This is a genomic window from Nonomuraea bangladeshensis (assembly GCF_039529455.1).
In the GTDB taxonomy this organism is placed as follows: Bacteria; Actinomycetota; Actinomycetes; order Streptosporangiales; family Streptosporangiaceae; genus Nonomuraea; species Nonomuraea bangladeshensis.
In genome coordinates, this window is the sequence record NZ_BAAAMV010000009.1 from 176,186 (window position 1) to 198,952 (window position 22,767).

21 protein-coding genes are annotated in these 22,767 nt (G+C 72.0%); 7 read left to right on the top strand and 14 right to left on the bottom strand.

The window, feature by feature from the left end; translation table 11 throughout:
• Positions 1-168: 168 nt before the first annotated feature.
• The 3 genes from ABD292_RS30115 to ABD292_RS30125 all read right to left on the bottom strand — a co-directional run bounded on the left by ABD292_RS30115 (position 169) and on the right by ABD292_RS30125 (position 3,316).
• On the bottom strand, positions 169-528 hold the full coding sequence (locus ABD292_RS30115; protein WP_344213174.1) for a hypothetical protein: 360 nt from the start codon (positions 526-528) through the stop codon (positions 169-171).
• A gap of 94 nt (positions 529-622) precedes the next feature.
• Complete coding sequence (locus ABD292_RS30120) at positions 623-2,728, bottom strand: NACHT domain-containing protein (RefSeq protein WP_344213176.1); 2,106 nt, start codon at positions 2,726-2,728, stop codon at positions 623-625.
• A 39-nt stretch (positions 2,729-2,767) separates the two neighbouring features.
• Positions 2,768-3,316, bottom strand: coding sequence for a hypothetical protein (locus ABD292_RS30125; RefSeq protein WP_344213178.1), 549 nt, complete (start codon positions 3,314-3,316; stop codon positions 2,768-2,770).
• A gap of 109 nt (positions 3,317-3,425) precedes the next feature.
• Between ABD292_RS30125 and ABD292_RS30130 the strand changes: the two genes are divergently transcribed.
• Positions 3,426-4,001 carry a TetR/AcrR family transcriptional regulator gene (locus ABD292_RS30130; protein ID WP_344213180.1) on the top strand — a complete coding sequence of 192 codons (576 nt, stop codon included), beginning with the start codon at positions 3,426-3,428 and terminating at the stop codon, positions 3,999-4,001.
• On the opposite strand, the gene ABD292_RS30135 is transcribed toward ABD292_RS30130, so the two are convergent.
• Genes ABD292_RS30135 through ABD292_RS30160 form a run of 6 tightly spaced genes read right to left on the bottom strand, consistent with a single transcriptional unit; the run spans position 3,989 to position 11,815 of the window.
• Positions 3,989-4,657, bottom strand: coding sequence for a response regulator (locus ABD292_RS30135; RefSeq protein ID WP_344213183.1), 669 nt, complete (start codon positions 4,655-4,657; stop codon positions 3,989-3,991). The genes ABD292_RS30130 and ABD292_RS30135 overlap by 13 nt on opposite strands.
• Entirely contained in the window at positions 4,654-7,188 is a 2,535-nt protein-coding gene (locus tag ABD292_RS30140; RefSeq protein WP_344213186.1) for a sensor histidine kinase, read from the bottom strand. The genes ABD292_RS30135 and ABD292_RS30140 overlap by 4 nt, the downstream gene beginning before the upstream one ends.
• 1 nt (position 7,189) lies before the next feature.
• On the bottom strand, positions 7,190-7,996 hold the full coding sequence (locus ABD292_RS30145; RefSeq protein ID WP_344213188.1) for a potassium-transporting ATPase subunit C: 807 nt from the start codon (positions 7,994-7,996) through the stop codon (positions 7,190-7,192).
• Positions 7,997-10,063: a potassium-transporting ATPase subunit KdpB gene (gene kdpB, locus ABD292_RS30150; protein WP_344213190.1), complete on the bottom strand. Its 2,067-nt coding sequence runs from the start codon at positions 10,061-10,063 to the stop codon at positions 7,997-7,999.
• 1 nt (position 10,064) lies between these two features.
• Positions 10,065-11,726 carry a potassium-transporting ATPase subunit KdpA gene (gene kdpA / locus ABD292_RS30155; protein WP_344213192.1) on the bottom strand — a complete coding sequence of 554 codons (1,662 nt, stop codon included), beginning with the start codon at positions 11,724-11,726 and terminating at the stop codon, positions 10,065-10,067.
• The gene (locus tag ABD292_RS30160) at positions 11,726-11,815 is read right to left on the bottom strand and encodes a potassium-transporting ATPase subunit F (protein ID WP_344213194.1); all 90 of its coding nucleotides are present in this window, start codon (positions 11,813-11,815) and stop codon (positions 11,726-11,728) included. Before ABD292_RS30160 ends, kdpA begins: the two co-directional genes overlap by 1 nt.
• A 272-nt stretch (positions 11,816-12,087) precedes the next feature.
• On the opposite strand from ABD292_RS30160, the gene ABD292_RS30165 reads away from it, so the two are divergent.
• Positions 12,088-12,735, top strand: coding sequence for a response regulator (locus ABD292_RS30165; protein ID WP_344213196.1), 648 nt, complete (start codon positions 12,088-12,090; stop codon positions 12,733-12,735).
• Positions 12,736-12,738: 3 nt separating this feature from the next.
• Here ABD292_RS30165 and ABD292_RS30170 read toward each other — a convergent pair whose 3' ends face one another.
• The 3 genes from ABD292_RS30170 to lgt all read right to left on the bottom strand — a co-directional run bounded on the left by ABD292_RS30170 (position 12,739) and on the right by lgt (position 15,814).
• Positions 12,739-13,998, bottom strand: coding sequence for a sensor histidine kinase (locus ABD292_RS30170; protein WP_344213198.1), 1,260 nt, complete (start codon positions 13,996-13,998; stop codon positions 12,739-12,741).
• A gap of 29 nt (positions 13,999-14,027) precedes the next feature.
• Entirely contained in the window at positions 14,028-14,921 is an 894-nt protein-coding gene (locus ABD292_RS30175) for a CPBP family glutamic-type intramembrane protease (protein ID WP_344213200.1), read from the bottom strand.
• A gap of 77 nt (positions 14,922-14,998) precedes the next feature.
• Entirely contained in the window at positions 14,999-15,814 is an 816-nt protein-coding gene (gene lgt / locus ABD292_RS30180; RefSeq protein WP_344213202.1) for a prolipoprotein diacylglyceryl transferase, read from the bottom strand.
• Positions 15,815-15,926: 112 nt separating this feature from the next.
• Between lgt and ABD292_RS30185 the strand changes: the two genes are divergently transcribed.
• The 5 genes from ABD292_RS30185 (at position 15,927) to ABD292_RS30205 (ending at position 20,629) form a co-directional block, all read left to right on the top strand.
• The gene (locus ABD292_RS30185) at positions 15,927-17,054 is read left to right on the top strand and encodes a sensor histidine kinase (protein ID WP_344213204.1); all 1,128 of its coding nucleotides are present in this window, start codon (positions 15,927-15,929) and stop codon (positions 17,052-17,054) included.
• Complete coding sequence (locus ABD292_RS30190) at positions 17,051-17,686, top strand: response regulator (protein WP_344213206.1); 636 nt, start codon at positions 17,051-17,053, stop codon at positions 17,684-17,686. Before ABD292_RS30185 ends, ABD292_RS30190 begins: the two co-directional genes overlap by 4 nt.
• A 159-nt stretch (positions 17,687-17,845) precedes the next feature.
• Positions 17,846-18,703: a peptidoglycan-binding domain-containing protein gene (locus ABD292_RS30195; RefSeq protein ID WP_344213208.1), complete on the top strand. Its 858-nt coding sequence runs from the start codon at positions 17,846-17,848 to the stop codon at positions 18,701-18,703.
• A 47-nt stretch (positions 18,704-18,750) separates the two neighbouring features.
• Positions 18,751-19,644, top strand: a complete 894-nt coding sequence (locus ABD292_RS30200) for a peptidase inhibitor family I36 protein (RefSeq protein WP_344213210.1) — start codon at positions 18,751-18,753, stop codon at positions 19,642-19,644.
• A gap of 34 nt (positions 19,645-19,678) precedes the next feature.
• On the top strand, positions 19,679-20,629 hold the full coding sequence (locus ABD292_RS30205) for a SpoIID/LytB domain-containing protein (protein WP_344213212.1): 951 nt from the start codon (positions 19,679-19,681) through the stop codon (positions 20,627-20,629).
• Between the two features lie 45 nt (positions 20,630-20,674).
• Here ABD292_RS30205 and ABD292_RS30210 read toward each other — a convergent pair whose 3' ends face one another.
• Together ABD292_RS30210 and ABD292_RS30215 are read right to left on the bottom strand one after the other, a co-directional pair.
• On the bottom strand, positions 20,675-21,922 hold the full coding sequence (locus ABD292_RS30210) for an NBR1-Ig-like domain-containing protein (protein ID WP_344213214.1): 1,248 nt from the start codon (positions 21,920-21,922) through the stop codon (positions 20,675-20,677).
• A gap of 118 nt (positions 21,923-22,040) precedes the next feature.
• A complete protein-coding gene (locus tag ABD292_RS30215) occupies positions 22,041-22,652 on the bottom strand; it encodes a hypothetical protein (RefSeq protein WP_344213216.1) in 612 nt (203 codons plus the stop codon).
• Positions 22,653-22,767: the final 115 nt, after the last annotated feature.

Below are 22,767 nucleotides of genomic sequence, written 5' to 3' on the forward strand. Positions count from 1 at the left end.
AGCGGAATCACCGCCAGTGCGTGGTCGCGCAGTGATGGTTGCCCCCACGGATGCGGGTTTCCCCGAAATCCCACGCTTTCTGTCTACCTGTTGCGATCCGGAGGTCGAAAGCAGCATGGTCAGCTCTTGGGAAAGGCTTTCCTCTGCCCTCGGACCGTCAGAAGACGGTCACCACTTCTCCCACTCGCTGGTCTTGAAGCACCTGTTCGCCCAGTACGCGAGCTTCGCCGGGCCGGTCCACCCCACGTAGGGTCCGTGCCCCTGGAGGCACCGCATCTTCTTGATCGTCGTCGGCTCCCACTTGCCGTGGGAGCAGGCCGGGATGAGCTTCCTGACGACCCGCTTGCCGCAGAGCCACCGGACGCTGGGGCGGGGTGCGGCGGCGACCGCCGCGACGGCGGGGGTGGCCGCGGTCATGGCGGTCGTCGTGGTGGGGGCGGCCATGGCCGCGTTCGGCGACATGCCCGCCAGGGTCAGCGATGCGGCGCTCGCCGCGACCACGGTTCCCAGCTTCACTGCCAGCTTCATCGTGCTGTCCTCTCTCGTCGTGCCTGTCGGTGTGAGAGAAAGGTAGGGCGGCCGCTGTTGACCCCCTGTTGAGCGCGTGTTGAGCGGGGGTCCCTCACCTGTCGTCGCGGAGCGCGGGGTGCGCGGCCAGGTGGTCCTGGAGCTCACGGTGGCGGAACTGGTAGGCGATCCCGGAGATCCGCAGCAGCCCCGCGTCGTAACACCGGTGCAGGAAGCGGCCCAGCCGCCACGGCAGCCGGCCCCGCGTCGCCAGGAGGAGCCCCAGGTAGCGGCGCGACAGCACCGGGGACCAGGACGCCACGAGGGACATCCCGAACACCGCGCCCGCCGCGACCGCCGTCGCGACCGGGAGCCCGTCCAGCAGTCCCGCGAACCAGACGCCGAGGAGGAACCCGAACCCCGGGCCGAAGGTGAGGGCGGCCACGAGGGTCAGGACGGCGTCGTTCCTGACGATCATCCGCGCCTCGACGCCCCTGCGCGGACCTGCGGGGCCGTCCCCCCCGCTCCTTCCGCTCGCCATCCCTGCTCCGAGCAGGAGGCCGAACACGATCGACACCCACAGCGGAACCTCGACGCCGAGCTTCATGCCGACCGCCACTCCCGCCAGCGAGCCGCCCGCCGCGGCGAGCACGCCCTCCACCACGGCGCTCCTGCGGTCGCGTACGCCGCGGACCCCGCGGAAGCCGATCTCGTCCGCCGGGGACCACACCTCCCGCCAGGCGTCGAAAGGCTCCTTCAGCAGGCGCAGAGCCACGGTGCCCGGCGCAAGGAGCAGCCCCAGCGCCATCACCGTCCGGCCCGACACCTTGCCGTCCACGACGTCGAACTGCGAGAGCACCAGGACGAAGCCGGCGACGACGACGGCGACCCCGGGAAGACCGGTGGCCAGGGCCACCAGCGCGCCGATGGCCCGCGGACGGTCTCCCGCCAGCGGCCACAGCTCGTGCAGGACGAGATCGGTGCTGGACAGCACGCGTCCGTGGAACGGCGGCCGGCTCTTGTTGCGGTGCAGATGACCGGCGAGGACGGCCAGCCAGGCGTGGGTCTGCTCGGCGGTCGGCCCCTTTCCCGCCGGATCCGCCGCGGCCAGGCGGGCGGGGATGAACAGGTCGAGAAGATGCTCCTGTACGGACGGCTCGTCGGTGAACTCCGTGAGGTCCCGCGGGGAGCGCACGTAGCGCCCGGTGAGGGGGTCGCGTTCCTCGTAGACGGTGACCGCCAGGGTCAGCCGCCACGGGGTGCCGAGCGCGTCGGCCAGGACGTCACCGGGGCGGGTGAGCGCGTCCAGGACCGGCCGCCAGCGGTCCGGGTCCTCCTGGTCGGTGAACTTCTGGATGAACTGCCACGCCTTGTCGCCGGCCACCTCCTTCACGGTGACGCGGACGGCGCCCCGGGGGGTGGCCCGGTCGGCGACCAGGGCGTCGTACTGGCCCGTGCGGCAGGTCACCACCAGGCTGCAGCGCTCCGGTCCGTGCTCGTAGTCCTCCAGTGCGCGCAGCGCGCGGGCGGCCCGCGAGCCGTAGCCCGGCTTGTCGGTCTCGTCCATCTCGTCCAGCCCGTCGATGACGGGCAGGATCTTCCCGGCCTTCACGAGCGCGCGCGCGGTCACCGGCTTCAGGTCGAACGTCGTGGTCAGGTGCCGGGCCAGCAGGTCTTCCACCGGCAGGTCGGGATCCAGGCTCGTCGCCGAGATCCGTACCGGGACGGGGTCGTCGGGCTGCCTGCCGCCGAGCAGTTCCAGGATCAGCTCGATCGCGAGGACGGTCTTGCCCGACCCCGCCACCCCGGAGATCACGAGCCGCCGTGGCGCCGGCAGGCCGCGGAAGTAGTCGGCCACGTGTCCCAGGTCGCCCTCCGGCGGGGCGGAGACGGCGCCACCGGTGGGGTGGAAGCAGAAGTCGACGTCGATGAGCACGTCCTTGCCCTTGGGGCCGAGCAACTGCGCCCGCTGCGCCCGCTCCTCGGCCAGCACGCGCCCGGCCAGCAGCGACATCGCGTTCGACACGTCGGTGTCGGCCAGCCGCTGCGCCCGCCACCACGAGATCGCGCTGACAGCCGTTCCCACCAGCGCGAACACGGCGCTGACCGGGTCCACGTCGCCGGGATGCAGCAGCCACAGTCGCACCGCGGCGGCGACCAGCAGGGCCGCCCCGGCCGCCACGCCCGCCCATAACCACCAGGTCTTCGTACGCGGGTTCACGGCCGACAGCCTGCCAGAAGGACGCCTTCCCGCGCCCGCTCAGCGGGTGACCCGGCCGAGGCGCAGCGCCGAGGCCAGGAAGAACAGGCCGCCGAGCGTGGCGTAGCCGGCGAGGCTGACCAGCGACGCGCCGTCCTGGGCGGCCTGCAGGACGAACGAGGTCCCCGCGGCCGTCGAGATGGCGCCGCTGACGATCATCGGCCAGTGGCCGCCGCCGAGGTGCCGGCGGATCACGCCTACGGCGAGCTGGAGCAGGCCGGACACGACGGCCCAGGCGCCCCACACGCGCAGCACGGCCGGGATGCCGACCCCGGCGGCGAAGGCCAGGCCGACGGCGGTGGCCCAGCTGATCACGATGTTCGCGTACAGGCTCAGCGCCGGGCCCGTCGCCTTCGACGAGCGGGCGTCGACGATGGCCGCGACCCCGTCGAACAGGGGATAGAGCACCAGCAGGGCGACGCTGACCGGCCCGAGCCCCGACGCGGTCGCGGCCAGCAGGCCGGCCCAGACGAGCGCGAAGCCGAAACGGACGAAGTACAGCCGCCGCAGGGAGGCGGCGGCGGAGGTGGAGGCGGTGACGGTGCTCACGGGGATCCCTTCGCGGGAGAGATAGAACGTTCGGTCTTGTCGTCGATAAGGGTGGCAGCGGGCTTCGTGGCTGTCAAGACCGAACGTTCTATCTGCTACGCTCCCTGCAATGGTGCAGAACACGTCAGAAGCCCGAGCACGGCTGCTCGGGACCGCCACCCGGCTCTTCTACGCGGAAGGGCTGCACGCCGTCGGGATCGACCGGATCGTCGCGGAGGCGAAGGTGACCCGCGCGACGCTGTACCGGCACTTCCCCAGCAAGGACGAGCTCGTCGTCGCCTACCTGCGCGGCGCCGACCAGGCCATCCGCGACCGGGTCGGCGAAGCCCTCGGCAGCGGCCGGCCGGCGGCCGACGTCCTGCGGGCGGTCGCCAGGTCGATCGCCGAGGACATCCGGTCGCCCGGGTTCCGCGGCTGCGCCTTCCTCAACGCCGTGGCCGAATATCCGGACCCCGGACATCCCGTGCACCGGGCCGTGCTCGCGCACCGCGAGTGGTTCCTGAGCACCGTCACCGACCTGCTCGCGCGGGCCGGGGAGACGCCGCCCGAGCCCGCGGGCCGGCACGTCGTCATGCTGCGCGACGGCGCGATGGCGGCGGGCTGCCTGACCGACCCGGTGGCGGTCGGCGAGACGTTCCTGCACGGCGTCGAGCTGGTCCTCCAGCGGACCGCTCAGGGCACGTAGCGGTAGCCCATGCCCGGTTCGGTGATCAGGTGCCGGGGGTGTGCGGGGTCGCGTTCGAGCTTCCTGCGGAGCTGGGCCATGTACTGGCGCAGGTAGTGGGTCTCCTTGACGTGCTTGCTGCCCCACACCTGGGTGAGCAGGTAGCGCTGGGGGATGAGCTTGCCGGGGTTGCGCAGCAGGATCTCCAGGATGTGCCACTCGGTGGGGGTGAGCCTGATCCCGCCAGAGACGGTCTTGCCGACCAGGTCCACGGTGCGGTCGCCGAGGCGGACGGCGGCCGGCTCGGCCTCCTGGACGCTGGTGCGGCGGGAGACGGCGCGGATGCGGGCCAGGAGCTCGTCGATCCCGAAGGGTTTCGTCACGTAGTCGTCGGCGCCGGCGTCCAGGGCGCCGACCTTGTCCTCGTTCCCGGCCCGGCCGGACAGGACGACGATGGGGACGCGGGTCCAGCCGCGCAGCCCGTGGATGACGTCCACCCCGTCGATGTCGGGCAGGCCGAGGTCGAGGACGATGAGATCGGGACGCCATTCTGCGGCCTGGCGCAGCGCGGAGGAGCCGTCGGCGGCGACCGCGACCTCGTAGTGCCGGGCGGCCAGGTTGATGCGGAGCGCGCGCAGGATCTGCGGCTCGTCGTCCACGACCAGGATCCTGGTCATGGCGCCGCCCCGCTGTGGACCGGCAGGTTGACGATCATCGTGAGACCTCCTCCTGGCGTCTCCTCGGGGATGAGGGTCCCGCCCATGGCCTCGGTGAGCCCGCGCGAGAGCGCGAGGCCGAGACCGACGCCGGTGCCGTTGTCGCGGTCGCCGAGCCGCTGGAACGGCAGGAACACCCGCTCGTGGTCCTGCGGCGGGATGCCGGGGCCGCGGTCGGCGACCCTGATCTCGACCTGGTCGCCGTGCCGGCCGGCGGTGACCAGCACCTTGTGGCCGGGCGGGCTGTAGCGGACGGCGTTGGCGATGAGGTTGGCGAGCACGCGTTCCAGCAGCGCCGGGTCGGCGACGACGTCGGGCAGCTCGACGGGCACGTCGTCCTCCACGTGGTCGCACAGCGGCCCGAGATCGTCCACGGCCCGGGGCACGACCTCCTCCAGCGCCACGGGCTGGAGCGCCAGGCCGAGGACGCCGGCCTGGAGGCGGCTCATGTCGAGCAGGTTGTCCACGAGCCGGCCGAGCCTGGTCAGGGACTCGTCGGCGGTGGCGAGCAGCTCCTCGCGGTCCTCGTCCGTCCATTCCACCTCGCTGCCGCGCAGGCTCTCGACGGCCGCCTTGGCGGCCGAGAGCGGGGTGCGCAGGTCGTGGCTGACGGCGGCGAGCAGCGCGGTGCGCATCTTGTCGGCCTCGGCGAGCGGCCTGGCCAGCTCGGCCTCCTCCTCCAGGCGTTCCTGACGCAGCGCGACGGCCGCCTCGGCGGCGAACGCCTCCAGCACCCGCCGGTCGCCGGCGTTGAGCAGCCGGCCGCGGGCCGCGAGCACCAGCTCGTCGCCGATCACGACGTCGGTGTCGGCGTCGGCGGGCGCGGTGCAGGGGGCGCCTCCCGAGGTGGCGATGATGCGCCAGGCGCGGGGATCGCCCCGGTCCTCGGGAGTGGGGTCGCCGACGCGTTCGAGCAGGGTGACCGAGTCGAGCCCGAACGTCTCGCGCAGCCGTCCCAGCAGGGACGGCAGCGCGGCCTCGCCGCGCAGCACGTGCCCGGCCAGCGTGGACAGCACCTCGGCCTCCGCGGCGGCGCGGGCGGCCTGCCGGGTACGCCGGGCGGCCACGTCCACGATCGTGCTGACCGCGGCCGCGACCAGCACGAACACGATCAGCGCGAACAGGTTCTCCGGATCGGCGATGGTGACGCGTCCGACGGGCGGGGTGAAGAACCAGTTGAGCAGCAGCGACGCGCCGACGGCCGCGGCGATGGCCGGCCACATGCCGCCCACGAGGGCGACGCCGACGACCAGGAGCAGGAACAGCAGGATCTCGTTCGGCAGCCGCAGCACGTCGCGGAAGGGGACGAGCGCGGCGGTCAGCGCGGGCAGCCCGGCCACCGCGACGGCCCAGCCGGTCAGCCGCCGTTCGGGGGTCAGGGCGGCGCGGGCGCGCTCCGGCCGCCTGCGGCCCTTCTTGGCCTCCTCGTGGGTGACGAGGTGGACGTCGATCGAGCCGGACAGGCTGATGGTCTCCACGCCGACGCCGCGCGCGAGGATCTGCGCGAACCGGCCCCGGCGGGAGGCGCCGAGCACGAGCTGCGTGGCGTTGACGCCGCGGGCGAAGTCGAGCAGCGCCCGCGGCACGTCGCCGCCGACGACCTGGTGGTAGGAGCCGCCCATGCTCTCCACGAGGGTGCGCTGGCGGGCCAGGCTGGCCGGGTCCGCGCCGGCCAGCCCGTCGGCGCTGACCACGTGCACGGCCAGCAGGTCGGCGCCCTTGGTGCGGGCCGCGATGCGCGCCGCCCTGCGGACCAGGGTGTCGCCCTCCGGGCCGCCGGTCAGGGCGACCACGACCCGCTCCCTGGTCTCCCACGTGTCGGCGATGCCGTGGTCGGCGCGGTAGCGGTCGAGCTGGTCGTCGACCTTGCCGGCGGCCCAGAGCAGGGCCAGCTCGCGCAGCGCGGTGAGGTTGCCGACCCGGAAGTAGTTCGACATGGCCGCGCTGACCTTCTCCGGGGCGTACACGTTGCCGTGCGCCATGCGCCTGCGCAGCGCCTCCGGGGACATGTCGACCAGCTCGATCTGGTCGGCCCTGCGCACCACCTCGTCGGGCACGGTCTCGCGCTGCGGGACCCCCGTGATCTCCTGGACGACGTCGTTGAGCGACTCCAGATGCTGGATGTTGACCGTGGAGATGACGTCGATGCCGGCGTCCAGGATCTCGTCGATGTCCTGCCAGCGCTTGACGTTCCCCGAGCCCGGCGCGTTGGTGTGGGCCAGCTCGTCGATCAGCGCGACCTTCGGCCGGCGTTCGATGACCGCCCGCACGTCCAGCTCGGTGAAGGCGGCCCCGCGGTAGCGGACGGTTTTGCGCGGGACGATCTCCATGCCCTCCAGCAGGGCGGCCGTACGGGGCCGGCCGTGCGTCTCGACCAGGCCCACGACCACGTCACGGCCGCGTTCGAGCGCGCGGCGGCCCTCGCTGAGCATCGCGTACGTCTTGCCCACCCCGGGGGCCGCCCCGAGGTAGACCCGTAGCCTTCCTCGCACGTCAGCCCTCGTCGAGGGCGAGGTTGAGTTCGAGCACGTTGACGGCGGGTTCGCCCATGAAGCCCAGTATGCGCCCCGTGGTGTGCTCCTCGATCAGCGCCCTGACCCGGTCCAGGGGCAGGCCGCGCTCCCTCGCCACGCGCGGGGCCTGGAGCGCGGCGTAGGCCGGCGAGATGTGCGGGTCCAGTCCGGAGCCGCTCGCCGTGACCGCGTCGGCGGGGACGGCGGGGGACGCGGGGGCGTTCCCGCGCACGGGCACGGTACGGCCGGCCGCGTAGTCCTCCCCCGGCCTGGCGCACTCGACCCGTACGCCCTGATAGGTGGCGGCGAAGGGAACGGCGGGGCAGGGCTGGTTGACGCTGACGGCGCGGCCGGGGAAGACCTTGAGCACCGCGCCGACGCCGTCGGGCGTGCAGTACGGGCGGGCGCCGCTGACGCCCTCCAGCTCGCCGGCCGCCCTGGACCGGGCGCACACCTGCGTGAGCAGCGACCGCCTGCCCTTTGCGCCGTCGATGACGTCCTCGGGGCCGAGGTTGCTCGCCGAGGTGGACATCGGGTCGTAGCCGGCGGCCGACGGCCGGGACTGGAAGTACTTCCTGACCGGACGGCCGGCGGCGTCGGTGAAGGACTGGCCGATGAGCGAGCTGCCCGCGTCCCTGATGACGGAGCCGTTCGCCTGGTCGTGGAAGAGCACCTGGGCGAGGCCGGTGACGACCAGCGGATAGATCAGGCCGAGCAGGACGGTGAGCACGGCGAGCGTGCGGAGCGCGGCGAGGTGCCGGCGCAGCGGGTTCGGCAGGTGTTTCATCTAGGACATCCCCGGGAGGAGCTGGAGCAGCAGGTCGATGACCTTGATGCCGGCGAAGGGCGCGACGACGCCGCCGAGGCCGTAGACGTACAGGTTGCGGGACAGCAGTTTGGAGGCGCTGGACGGCCGGTAGCGCACGCCGCGCAGGGCGAGCGGGATCAGCGCGATGATGACCAGCGCGTTGAACACGACCGCGGCCAGGATGGCGGACTGGGGGCTGGCCAGGCGCATGACGTTCAGCGCGTCCAGGCCCGGATAGACGGCCGCGAACACGGCCGGGATGATCGCGAAGTACTTCGCGACGTCGTTGGCGATGGAGAACGTGGTCAGCGCGCCGCGCGTGATGAGGAGCTGTTTGCCGATCTCGACGATCTCGATGAGCTTGGTCGGGTTGGAGTCGAGGTCGACCATGTTGCCGGCCTCCTTGGCGGCGGAGGTGCCGGTGTTCATGGCCACGCCGACGTCCGATTGGGCAAGGGCCGGGGCGTCGTTGGTGCCGTCGCCGGTCATCGCCACCAGCCGGCCGCCCTCCTGCTCCCGCCTGATCAGGGCGAGCTTGTCCTCGGGGGTGGCCTCGGCCAGGAAGTCGTCCACGCCGGCCTCGTCGGCGATGGCCCTGGCGGTCAGCGGGTTGTCGCCGGTGATCATGACGGTTCTGATGCCCATCCTGCGCATCTCGTCGAACCGCTCGCGCATGCCCTCCTTGACCACGTCCTTCAGGTGGATGACGCCCAGGACGCGGCCTCGCTCCGCGACCACCAACGGCGTGCCGCCGGAGGCGGAGATGCCGTCCACCACGTGGCCGGCCTCCTCGACGGGATGGCCGCCGGCGTCGCGCACCCACTTCATGACCGCCGTGGCCGCGCCCTTGCGGACCTCGCGCCCGTCCACGTTCACCCCGGACATCCGGGTCTGCGCCGTGAACGGCACCCACTCGGCGTGCGCCAGCTCCCCCGGCCCGCGCTCGCGCAGGCCGAAGCGCTGCTTGGCGAACACGACGATGGAGCGGCCCTCGGGGGTGTCGTCGGCCAGGCTGGACAACTGCGCGGCCTCGGCCAGCTCGGCCGCGCTGACGCCGCGGACCGGGACGAACGCGGCGGCCTGCCGGTTGCCCAGGGTGATCGTGCCGGTCTTGTCCAGCAGCAGCGTCGAGACGTCGCCCGCGGCCTCCACCGCCCGGCCCGACATGGCGAGCACGTTGCGCTGGACCAGGCGGTCCATGCCGGCGATGCCGATGGCCGACAGCAGCGCGCCGATCGTGGTCGGGATGAGGCAGACCAGCAGCGAGACCAGCACCACGCCGGTGACGCCGTTCGCGTCGAGGGCGGGTGAGTCGGCGACGCCGGGGTTGACGAGCTTGGAGTAGATCGCGAGCGGCTGCATGGTCACGGTGGCGACCAGGAAGATGACCGTCAGCGCGGCCAGCAGGATGTTGAGCGCGATCTCGTTCGGCGTCTTCTGCCGGTTCGCGCCCTCGACCAGGGCGATCATCCGGTCCACGAAGCTCTCGCCGGGCTTCTGGGTGATTCTGACGATGATCCGGTCGGACAGCACCTTCGTGCCGCCCGTGACCCCGGAGCGGTCGCCGCCGGACTCGCGGATGACGGGGGCGGACTCGCCGGTGATGGCCGACTCGTCCACGCTGGCGATGCCGTCCACGACGTCGCCGTCCCCGGGGATGGTCTCCCCCGCCTCGACGATCACGTGGTCGCCCTGCCGCAGCTCGGGCGCGCGGATGACGTCCCAGCGCGTGGGGTCGGCCGGGTCCGCCAGCCGGCGGGCCTGGGTGTCCGTCTTGGCCCTGCGCAGCGTGGCCGCCTGGGCCTTGCCGCGGCCCTCGGCCATCGCCTCGGCCAGGTTGGCGAAGACGACGGTCAGCCACAGCCAGGCCACGATCGCCCAGGCGAAGACCGACGGGTCGAGCACGGCGAGGACGGTGGTGAAGACCGCGCCGACCTCCACCACGAACATCACCGGGTTGCGCCACAGGGTGAACGGGTCGAGCTTCTTCAGCGCGCCCGGCAGTGAACGGATCAGCTGCTCCGGGTCGAGCATGGGGGCCGGCATGTCAGGACAGTCCTTCCGCGATCGGTCCGAGCGCCAGGGCGGGGAGGAAGGTGAGGGCGACCAGGATGAGCGTCACGCCGATGACCATGCCGACGAACTGCGGCCGGTACGTCGGCAGCGTGCCGGCGCCCTCGGGGACGGGAGACTGCGCGGCCAGCGAGCCGGCCAGGGCCAGCACCAGGATGATCGGTACGAACCGGCCGAAGGCCATGCACAGGCCGAGCGCCACGTCGTACCAGGGGGTGTTGACGGTGAGGCCGGCGAAGGCGGAGCCGTTGTTGCCGGCGGCGCTGGTGAAGGCGTACAGGACCTCGGACAGGCCGTGCGGGCCGGTGTTCAGCATGCTCGCGCGCCGCTCGGCCGAGCCCATCGCGGACGCCGTGCCGACCAGCACCAGGACCGGGGTGACCAGGAAGTAGAGCGAGGCGAGCTTGATCTCGCGGGCGCGGATCTTCTTGCCCAGGTACTCGGGGGTGCGGCCGACCATCAGCCCGGCCACGAACACCGTGATGACGGCGAGGACGAGCATGCCGTACAGGCCGGAGCCGACGCCGCCGGGGGCGACCTCGCCCAGCATCATGTCGAACATCGTCATCATGCCGCCGAACGGGGTGTAGGAGTCGTGGAAGGAGTTCACCGCTCCCGTGCTCGTGAGCGTCGTCGCCGCGCCGAACGTGGCGGAGTTCGAGACACCGAAGCGGACCTCCTTGCCCTCCATCGCCGCGCCTGCCGCCTGCGGCACCGTGGCGTGGCCGGACAGCTCGAAGACGTTGGTGAGCAGGACCCCGGCCAGCGCCAGCACGCCCATCACGGCGAGGATCGCGTAGCCCTGGCGGAGCTGGCCGACCAGCCGGCCGAAGGTGCGGGTGAGCGAGAACGGGATCACCAGGATGAGGAAGATCTCCAGCCAGTTGGTCCAGGCTGCGGCGTTCTCGAAGGGGTGGGCGGAGTTGACGTTGTAGAAGCCGCCGCCGTTCGTGCCCAGCTCCTTGATCGCCTCCTGGGACGCGACCGGGCCGCCCGTGATCGCCTGGGTGGCGCCGGTCAGCGTGGTCACCTCGTGCGGGGCGGAGAGGTTCTGGACCAGCCCGCCGGCGACCAGGACCAGCGCGCCGACGAACGCGATCGGCAGCAGGACGCGCAGGACGCCGCGCACCAGGTCCACCCAGAAGTTGCCGATCGTGCCCGACCGGGCGCGGGCGAACCCGCGCACCAGGGCGACCGCCACCGCCATGCCGGCCGCCGCCGACACGAAGTTCTGCACCGCCAGGGCGGCCATCTGGGTCAGGTGGCCCATGGTGGACTCGCCGGCGTACGACTGCCAGTTTGTGTTGGTGACGAAGCTGATCGCGGTGTTCCAGGCGATGTGGTCGGTGACCGGTTCCATGCCGAGGCTCAGCGGCAGCCGGTCCTGGAGGCGCTGGAGGGCGTACACGGCCAGGACCGAGACCGCCGAGAACGCCAGCAGGGCGCGCGCGTACCCGCCCCAGCTCTGCTCGGCCTCGGGCTGGACGCCGAGCAGCCGGTAGATCATCCGTTCCGGCCGGCTGTGCCCGGTGGCCGAGTAGACGCGGGCCATGTAGTCGCCGAGCGGCCGGTACGCCAGCGCCAGCGCGATGACCAGGGACGCGACGAAGAGCATCCCGGCGACGGTCGTGCTCATCAGAACCGCTCGGGGAACAGCAGGGCGGCGACCATGAGGATCACCAGGGCCACGGCGATCACGAGACCGGCGGCGTTGACGGCGCTCACAGCCGCTCCACCGCCTTCACGACGAGCCCGAGGACCGCGAAGACCGCGATCGTCAGGGCCACGAAGATGACGTCTGCCATCCCACTCCTCAACTCGATGAGGTCCGGAAGGACCTGTCACCAGCAAACGATGCGGATTGGGAGGTTTGGTGGTTCTTGACGCATTTCATACGGCCACAGCCCAAATATTGACGGCCTTCCTACCCCCTGGGGCCCGCTGGCCTAGGGTCTGAGGGCGAGGACTGTGACAGCGGGCCTGGAGGTGAAGCCGCCTTGCGGATCGTGATCGCCGAGGACGACCCCCTGCTGCGCGAGGGCCTGGCGCTGCTGCTGCGCGCCGAGGACCTGGACGTGGTGGCGACCGCCCCTGACGCGGCCGGCTTCCTCGACGCCGTGGCCGCGTACGAGCCGGACGTCGCCATCGTGGACGTGCGCATGCCGCCCACCCACACCGACGAGGGCATCAGGGCGGCCGTCGAGGCCAGGCGGCGCCGGCCCGGCCTCGCCGTGCTCGTCCTGTCGGCGTACGTCGAGCAGGCGTTCGCCACCGACCTGCTCGCCCACGGCAGCGCCCGCCTCGGCTACCTGCTCAAGGAGCGGGTCGGGCGGGTCCAGGAGTTCCTGACCGCGCTGCACCGGGTGGCGGACGGCGGCACCGCCATCGACCCCGAGGTGGTCGCGCAGCTCCTGACCCGCAACCGGCCAGGCAACCCGCTCGACCGGCTGAGCCCGCGCGAGCGCGACGTGCTCGCCCTCATGGCCGAAGGGCTCGGCAACTCCGCCATCGCCGAGCGGCTCGTCGTCACCGGCGGGGCCGTGCACAAGCACATCAGGAGCATCTTCGCCAAGCTCGACCTGCAGCCCGCCGACGGCACCGACCGCCGGGTGGCCGCCGTGCTGCGCTACCTGGAGAGCACCTGACCCTCACGTCCCTGCGGGCAGGGTCACGTCGAGGGTCGTCGGCCCGCCGGCCGGGCTGCTCAGCGTGAACGTCCCGTCGTGCGCCTCGACCCGGCCGCGGATGCCGGCAAGCCCGGAGCCGCGCTCGTCCGCGCCGCCGCGTCCGTCGTCGGTGACCTGGAGGAGCAGCCGGTCGCCGAGACGGCGTACGCGGACGACGGCCCGCCCGGCCTCGCTGTGCTTGGCGATGTTGGTGAGCGCCTCGGCCACCACGAAGTAGGCGGTGGCCTCGACGGAGGCGGCGGCCCTGATGGCCGGATCGGCGTCGATCCGGCAGGGCACCGGGCAGGCCGCGGCCAGACCGGCGAGCGCGTCGGCGAGGCTCTTGTGGGTCAGGACGGGCGGCAGGATGGTGCGCACCACGCCGCGCAGCTCACCGAGCGCCTGCTCCGCGGCGCTCTGCGCCCGTTCGAGCGACTCCCTGGCGGTGGCCGGGTCTCGTTCCAGCGCCCGGAGCGCCGCGCCGAGCAGCACGTTGACGGCGACGAGCCGGTTCTGCGTGCCGTCGTGCAGCGAGCGTTCGATCCTGCGCAGCTCGGCGGCGTGCGCGTCGAGCACGGCGGCGCGGGTCGCGGTGAGCTCCGCCACCCGCAGGTGCAGGTCCACGTCGGCGCCTGGCCGCAGCAGGCGGCGCCCTGACCAGGCCTGCAGCCGGGCCATCCAGGGTGCGACGAGCACGGTCAGCGCGATCTCGACCGGGGCCAGCGCGGCGACGGCGAGCGCGCCCGCCGCGTCCCTGACCTCCCACATCCCGTACGCCGCCGTCGCGGCCTCCTCGGGAGGCAGCAGCCACCACCACAACGCGAAGGTCACGTCCTGCACCGCGTGCAGCGGGAGGGTGAGGGCGACCAAGCCCAGGAACAGCCCGGCGGAGCCGTGCGCGACCGTCCAGGCCAGCTCCCGCCGCACCGTCCTGTCGGCGAGCGCCGCGCGCAGCCCGGCCGGGGGCGGGGACGCGGCGACCAGCTCCTCCGGGCCCCAGCGCGAGAGCCTGGCCCGCTCCCTGTCGGCCACCGCGCGCAACCCGCGCAGCGTGGCCGGCACCAGCGGCACCCCCACGCCGACCAGGCAGGCCAGGCCGGTGACCACCGCCGACATGAGCGCCACCAGCGCCAGGACCGCCGTGCCCATCCCGGCGACGAGGTGTTCGAGCGCGTCCAGTGCGGCACGGCCCCGGGCGACCAGGTCCACGCGCCGAGGGGCCCGGTTCTCGCCGTTCGTCATGAGCACGCACCTCCCAGGCCCGCCACAGGCTATCGCCGGCTCATCACGGTTTCCGTTCCCGCGGCCGCAACGGGCTCCGTGGATGGACGGTAACCCAGGCGGCCACGGGTGGCGATGAGCACCACGACGGCCCCGGTGGTGCCCGCGAGAAGGGTGACCCGGGACGCGAGCTCGGGCGTGGCGAGCGTCGGGAACACCTCCGCGAAGGCCACCGACATGAAGTTGTTGACGCTGACGTGCAGCAGCATGATCAGCGGCAGGCTCTGCCCGGTCCGGTTGAAGACCCAGGTGACGACCACGTTGAAGGTGCAGCAGAACGCCACGAACTCGAGAATCCGCTGCGGGCTGACGTCCGGGTACCCGCCCCACTCCGACAGGAACAGCGGCAGGTGCCAGAGACCCCACAGCGGGCCGAGGATGATCGTGGAGCCCAGCGCGCCGAACCTGCGCTGCATGCGCGCCAGCGCGAAGTCCCGCCAGCCCGGCTCCTCCGCCAGCCCCGTGGTGACCATCTGGAGCAGCAGGCTCGGGATGTAGGCCGCCAGCACGGCGGCGGGAGGAGCGGTGAACTGCCCGTCGGTCATGGCGAGGCAGGTGACGATGATGGCGGCGGGGACGCCGATGGCGGTCACCAGATACCAGACCCAGCTCACCCGCCACTTGGTCATCCGCCCCACCCACCGGCGGACGCCTTCCTTGCCCTCCGCGATCCTGGTCACGAGGTAGGCGGAGAAGATCGGGCCGAGGTAGGCGCCGGGCAGCATGCCGAGCAGCTGCGAGGTGCCGAGCAGGGCGGGGAACTCGAAGTCCAGGACCCCGGTGCCGTTCCGCGACAGGATGTACGGCAACCAGGCGACCCAGCTCAACAGGTTGGCCAGGATGAAGAAACTGAGCAGCGGGCGACGGCGGACGAAGACTGCCATGTCGGTACTTCCCTTGGGGGAGCGCTTGATGGACAGTCACCAGCACACCAGCGACGCCCCCTCCCGGTCGTTCCCCCTCACGCCCCAACGGAGGTACAGCCAGGGGTACCGGGCCTGCGCGTGACGGTCAGGTACGTGAGGGCCGCGCCGAGGGTCAGCAGGGCGGTCCAGACGTTGAGGCGCAGGCCGAGGACGAGAGGGGCGGGGTCCACGCGCAGCCACTCGATCCAGGCGCGTCCGGTGGTGTAGGCCGCGCCGTACAACGCGAAGGTCCGGCCGCGGTCCAGGTGGAAGCGGCGTTCGGCCCAGAGGACGAGCCCGGCCACCCCCAGGTCCCACAGCGACTCGTAGAGGAAGGCCGGATGGTACGTCGCCGTGGACTCCATGCCGGCCGGCCGGTGGGCGGCGTCGATCTCCAGGGCCCAGGGCAGGTCGGTCGGCCTGCCGTACAGCTCCTGGTTGAACCAGTTGCCCCAGCGGGCGATCGCCTGCCCGAGCGCGATCCCGGGCGCGACGGCGTCGGCGAAGTCGCGCAGCGGGATGCCGCGCCGGCGGCAGGCCAGCCACGCGCCGAGCGCGCCCCCGGCGACGGCGCCCCAGATGCTGATCCCGCCCTCCCAGATCGCGAAGGCCCGGAGGGGCTCGCCGCCGGGGGCGAAGTACTGCCGCCAGTCGGTGGCCACGTGGTAGAGACGCGCCCCGACCAGGCCGAACGGCACGGCCCAGGTCGCGATGTCCACGACCGCGTCGGGATCGCCGCCGCGGGCGGCCCAGCGGCGGCGGGTGACCCAGGCGCCGACGACGATGGCGAGCACCATGAGCAGCGAGTACGCCCGAACGGGCAGCGGGCCCAGATGCCAGACGCCCTGGGACGGGCTGGGGATGGCTGTCACACCGCCGAGTCTCGCCCCGCGGCGGCCGGGCGCGCATCGAGCGGGACGCCGATTCCCGGGTCAGTCGACTGGTTGATGCCGGACCGCCGGACGGCTGGTTATCGTCGATCCCGTGGAGTCCTGGGAGCGGTCCCGGCGCCGGTGGCAGCACGCCTTCTTCGGGTCGTGGCTGGTGCTGACCTCGGCCGGCCCGCTGACGGAGGTGGGCCAGGCCCTGCCGGTGGCGCTCGTGGCCGGGCTGGCCACCTGGTACGCGGTGTGGTTCGTGCTGCGCACGCCGCCGGCCGGCGAGGTGCCCCTGCCGTACGTGGCCGGCGGCGGGCTGCTCTGGCTGGGGCTGTTCGCGATCGACCGGTCGTTCCTGGTGGTCTGCCTGTGCGTGCTGGTGCCGTACTGCATGGACGCCGTGCGGATCGGGCTGGTCGCGGTGCTGTCGTGCGCCGGGGGCTGGTTGTGGCACAGCTACCACCACGGCGGGTCGATCAGCTGGACCGAGCTCGCCATCACCGTGCTGATCGCGGTCAGCGCGGCCACCTCGGTGGGCTACTTCTCCTCCGTGGCCCGGCAGAGCGCCGAGCGCAAGGAGCTGATCGACCAGTTGCAGGCCGCCCAGGAGGCGCGGGCGGCGGCCGAACGGCAGGCGGGCGTGGCCGCCGAGCGGCAGCGGCTGGCGCGCGACATCCACGACAGCCTGACCCAGGGGTTCGCCAGCGTGGTGATGCTGCTGGAGGCGGCGCAGGAGCGCTCGCCCGATGACCGGCACTTGGCGCAGGCGTTGCGTACGGCGAGGGAGAACCTCACGGAGAGCCGCCGCGTGGTGCGGGCGCTGCGGCCGGGCGAGCTCGACGACGGCGGACTGCCGGAGGCGCTGCGGCGGCTGTCGGGCCGGCTGTCCGACGAGACCGGCATCGACGCGCACGCCGTGATCACCGGCGCGCTGCGGCCCCTGGACGCGCAGGTCCAGGTCGAGCTGCTGCGGGTGGCGCAGGAAGCGGTCGCCAACGCCCGGCGCCACGCGCGCGCCGAGCGGGTCACGCTGACCCTGTCGTACATGGACGACCTGGTCGTGCTGGACGTGCACGACGACGGCGACGGCTTCGACCCGGGGCGGGCCGCCGCCGGCCACGGCCTGCTGATCATGTCGGAACGGATGGCGCAGCTCGGCGGCACGCTGCTCGTGGAGAGCGCGTCCGGGGAGGGCACCACGGTCGTGGCGAGCCTGCCCGTGGGGGTGCGATGAGCACGATCCGGGTGCTGATCGCCGACGACCATCCGGTGGTCCGTGACGGCATCCGGGCGATGCTCGGGACGCAGGACGACCTGGAGGTGGTCGGCGAGGCGGTCTCCGGCGCGGACGCGGTGCGCCTGGCGCGCGACCTGCGGCCGGACGTCACGCTGATGGACCTGCAGATGCCCGAGCTCGACGGCGCGGCGGCGATCAGCCGGATCCGCGCGGCCGACCCCGGCGCGCGGGTGATCGTGCTGACGACGTACGACACCGACGGCGACATCTCCCGCGCCATCGACGCCGGGGCGATCGGCTACCTGCTCAAGGACAGCCACCGCGAGCAGCTGTTCGCCGCGATCAGGGCGGCGGCCCGGGGGGAGAGCGCGCTGTCGCCGTCGATCGCGACCCGGGTGTTGTCGTGGGCGCGCGCCGACGCGCCCGGCGCGCTCAGCGGGCGGGAGATCGAGGTCCTGAGCGCGGTCGCCCGGGGGCTGAGCAACAAGGCCATCGCCGCGCAGCTGTGCATCAGCGAGGCCACCGTCAAGACCCACCTGCTGCACGTCTTCGCCAAGCTCGGCGTGGACGACCGCACCGCCGCCGTGACCGTGGCGGCCACCCGGGGGATCATCCGCCTCGGCGGCTGACGCCACCCGGCCGCCTGTCAGACGGCGTGTAATTCCGCAGGCAGGAGCACGTCGAACAGGCTGACAACACGGATCTCCTACCGGACACGCGGGCGAGCCGCCACCTTGGACTCCGCCACCCCGGAATCGCCGCCCGGCCCCGTGAACCAGGAGTACCCGATGAAGCTGTCCTCATGCGCCGCCCTGCTCGCGGCGGCCGTCCTGATCGCCCCACTGAGTGGGGTGACCGGGGCGGCGGCGGCACAGAAGGCCGACGCTGAGGCCCTTCCGACCGTGAACCCTGCCGTCAACATGGAAGCGGCCGTCAAGGCGGCCCAGATCGACCCCCGGCGGCCCGACAACACGCTGACCCCGGGCGCCAAGGCCGGCGTGCTCCTCGTCGAGCAGGCGCTGCGTGACCTCCGCCTGCTCGACGCGAAGTGGGTGGACGGTTACTTCGGCACCACGACGGTCACCGCCTACGCGAACTATCAGAAGTCGCTCGGCCTCAGCGGCCTCGACGCCAACGGCCTGCCGGGCAGGACGTCGCTCACCAAGCTCGGCGCCGGCCGGTTCACGGTCACCCAGGCCATCACCCCGGGCGCTCGGGTGTCCGTCGGCGGTTCCGTGCTCAACACCCGTACACGGGACATGCTCGCGGAGGCCAAGCGGCTGCTCGGCCGGGACCTCGCGCTGGACCAGGGGTCGTACAACCCCGGCGGCGACCCCACGTCCGTCGGCACCCATGACGGCGGCGGCGTCGTCGACATCTCGGTGGACGGGATGAGCGCCGCCACCCGCACCGCCGTCGTCCGCGCGCTGCGTCTCGTCGGCTTCGCCGCCTGGCTGCGCAGCCCTCAGCAGGGCGACTGGCCCTGGCACATCCACGCCGTCGCGATCAGCGACACGGATCTGTCCAGCCAGGCCCAGCACCAGGTCGGCGACTACTACCTCGGTCTGAACGGGCTAGCCAACCGCGGCCCGGACGACGGCCCGCGGACGACCATCCGCACCTGGGAGGAGTACCGGCGGCGCTGACCCCGTACTCCGATCTCGATCTCGAACAGCACAGACAGGAGAACAGCATGAGCAAGCTCACCAGGATCCTCACCGCCACGACCGCCGCGATGGCGCTCGGCGGAGCGGTGCTCGGCACCGCGGCCCCCGCCTCGGCCGCGAGCCGCGACGGTGTCTGCGACACCGGGGAGTTCTGCTACTACTTCAACAGCAATCAGCAGGGGTCGGTCTCCGACTTCACCGGGTCGATCCCTGACTACAGCACCACCCAGCCGACCTGCTACGACTTCAAGGGGGCCGGAGCAGGCAAGGGCACCTGCATCAAGAACTCCGCCGCCTCCGTCTGGAACCGCAGCGGCAAGACCGTCCGCGTCTACTTCAACACCGGCTACGCCGGCAGCTACCAGGACTTCGCCGCCGGCGCGAAGGGCAACCTGAACGCCACGCTGAAGAACCAGAACGCCTCGCACCAGTTCGGCCCGTCGTCGTCGGGGAGCGGCGGCGCCATGTCGTACTCGCTGTACTCGGCCACCGGCCGGATCACCTGCGGCTTCGACGGCTACACCTCCACCTCCGGCCGGCACGAGGGCATCGACATCGCCCGCGGCATCGGCTCCAACGTGCACGCCCTCGTGGCGGGCCAGGTCATCAACGTCGTGCGCGGCGCCACCGGCAGGGCGAACCTGTCCACGATCGCCATCTACAACTCCTCGCTGAACAAGACGGTCATCTACCTGCACTCCGCCCCGGTGTCCTCCCTGGCCGTGGGCCAGCAGGTCCGTCGCGGCCAGGTGATCGCCACCGAGTCGTGGCGCGGCGTGTCGAGCAGCTCGTCCGCGCACACCCACGTCGAGATGCGCCTCGGGCGGCAGACGCGCGCCGCCAAGAGCGTCGGCGACCCGCACCTCGACAACCCGAACCCCACCTCGTTCTGGAACTCCCAGGGCTACAGCATCCGATAACGCTCCCCGGCCGCGACCAGAAGAGGAAGACAACGTGTCCGTACGAACGGTCCGCCTGCTCTCACGGCTCGCCGCGGCCACCGCCGCGATGGCGGTCGGCGGGGCGGTCCTCATCACCGCCGCCTCCCCCGCCGCCGCCGCGAGCCGCGACGGGGTCTGCGACACCGGCGAGTTCTGCTACTACTTCAACAGCAACCACCAGGGGTCGGTCTCCGACTTCACCGGGTCGATCCCTGACTACAGCACCACCCAGCCCACCTGCTACGACTTCAAGGGGGCCGGAGCAGGCAAGGGCACCTGCATCAAGAACTCCGCCGCCTCCGCCTGGAACCGCAGCGGCAAGACCGTCCGCGTCTACTTCAACACCGGCTACGCCGGCAGCTACCAGGACTTCGCCCCCGGCGCGAAGGCCAACCTCAACGCCACGCTGAAGAACCAGAACGCCTCGCACCAGTTCCTCAGCTCCACGTCGCCGGCCGGGTGCAAGACCGACGGCACGGACACCAAGCTGCCCACGACGATCCTCGTGTACCGCACGTCCCTGGACCGCGTGGAACGGGTGGACTTCAAGACCTACGTCAAGAACGTCCTGCCCAACGAGTGGGTGTCGAGCTGGCCTGCCGAGTCGCTCAAGGCGGGGGCACTCGCCGTGAAGAACTTCGGCTGGTACTGGGCGCTGCACTCCAACCGCAGGACGCCGAGCGGTGAGTGCTTCGACGTCTACGACCACACCTCCAGCCAGGTGTACCAGCCCGGCTCGGCGAAGGCGACGACGAGCGCCGCCGTGGACGCCACCTGGGGCACCCGGCTGACCCGGAGCGGGAAGATCTTCCGGGCGCAGTACTGCTCCACGACAACGGCGTGCGGCAACTGGGTCGACGGCGACTGGATGTCGCAGTACGGCTCCCGCGACAAGGCCAACGCGGGCTGGAGCTACTCCAGGATCCTCCAGCACTACTACACGGGGATCACGCTCGGCTCCTGAGCCGCCGTCCCTCAGGTTCCCCGTCGCGTACGGCGCGGCGGGGAACTAGCGTGCGTCGACGATGATCTGGAAGTTGATCGGCCGGCTCCCCGGGAACAGGATCGCTCCCGAGGCGTCCACCATCTTGAACCGCACGTAGCACAGGCCCGGCTTCCTGGGCGTGGTGACGACGGTCTCGACGTCGACGGTGCCGCCGGGCGGGGTGTCCTTGATCGGCACGTCCGAGATGGTCTGGCACTGGTCGGCCTGCTGCGCGAAGTCGAGGCGGCGCAGCGAGTATCCCGTCCACGGCACGGTGCCGGCGTTCTTGAGCCGCCACACCTTGGTCACGGTCTTGCCGGCGTCGACGCGCGCGCAGTCGGGAAGCGTGACGTCCTCGATGAACTCGGCCTTGTCGCCTGGGTGCAGGGGCGGGGCCCAGGGCGGGTTGGTCGAGCGCACCGGGCACTCGGCCGGGGACAGCGCGGCGGCCGACGATCCCGGCCCGCTCGGGGCCGGGCCGGGGTCGTCGGTCGCGGCGCCGTTGTTGAGCACGGTCACGACGACGGCCACCGCCCCGGCGACGACGACCACCGCCGCCGCCAGGGCGGCCACGCGGGCCGGCCGGGATCGCCCCTTTCCGGCCGGCGGCGCGGCCGACGACACGAGAGGGGGCGCGGGAAGGGGCGCGGAAGGGGGCGGCGGGACGCCGTCCGGGGACGGTGGCGCGTCGTTCGGGGACGGGGGCGCATCGTTTGGGGGAGGCGGTGGGGCGTCGTCCGCGGATGGGGGCGCCTGCGACGCGAGGGCGAGCCGTGCAGCGCCGGGCCCGGCCGCGAGTCCGTCGGACGGACGCGCCGCCCCACCGGACAAGCGGTCCCCCGCACCATCCGACGGATGCGCCGCCCCACCGGACAAGCGGTCCACCGCACCATCCGACGGACGCTCCGCCGCATCGGGCAGGAGCTCCGCTCCGCCGGACGGACGAGCCGCCGCGTCGGACGGCTGCTCCGCCGACGTGGCGGCGCGGGGCGTGGACTCACCGGCGCTCGCCGATCTGACCACCCGGTTGGCCTGTTCCCAGCGCTCGCGGTAGTCGACCGGATCGGCGTCGCACGCTTTGACGAACTCGACGGTGGTCTCCCAGCTCGGGAGCCGGTTGCCTTTCGTGGCCTCGTGGAGTGTCGTGTGGGAAATCGCCCCTGACCGGCCGGACATCTCCCGGTAAGGCGGGTTGCCGACCGCGTTGCGCAATTCTCGCAAGGTCGCCGCGAAGCTCTCGATCGCCTCCGCCCGTGCACGCCTGTCGTCCACCGTGCGAAGGTAACAGCACCCACGGTCCGCCCTCAACCCGAACCGGTATCAGCACGAACGCCGGCCGGCGCTATTCGCGAACCGTGGATGCCCGTCGGCTTTGTTACGAAATCCCGCCTCACTTGTCGCGGAACTTCGCCATTTTCTGTTTGAAGGCTTCGACCCGGTCCCCTTTCAACACCCCGACGCTCCCGCCTTTCAGCGGGCCGCCCTCGGGGGTGAGGAAGCCCATCTTGTTGAAGCTTTCCGCGGACTGGTCGGTCGCGGCGGTCAGGTCCACCACCCCGCTGTACGTGAGCGCGACATCCACTATCTGCCAGCCGACCCCGAGGAAGGGGTTCGGCGCGGCGGCCTCGCTGACCGCGGGGCGGACGATGTTCCACGGCGCGACGGACGCCTGGTCGATTTTGAGCGAGCTTCCGAGTTTGCTCACCACGGCGATGCCCTGGACTTTGCCGTCATGCTTCGTGACCAGGGAAAGGAGCGTCCCCGCGCGCACGAGATACGACGTCGTCAGCATGTCCTTGATCGCTTCCAGCTCGGCCTTGCAGTTCTGGTAGACGGGATTGTCGTCGCTGGGGTGAGACTTGTGATACTGCAGCATCTCGGTGACGGCCGTGGCCAGCTCTTTCCGGATGGCCGGAGAATCACCGACGAATTCGGTGCAGCCCGCCGGGATGCTTTTGAACGGTTTTAAACCGCTCGGCCCGCCCTCTGGTTGTGTGCTCATGAATCCCCCTCCATTGGCACGAAGGCATTCATCGTACGACTCAGCCCGAATTTGTCCATGGCCGGCGGCCCTCGCCCGCCGCTCCTGGCAACCGGTAAGATCCGCGCGGCTGCCC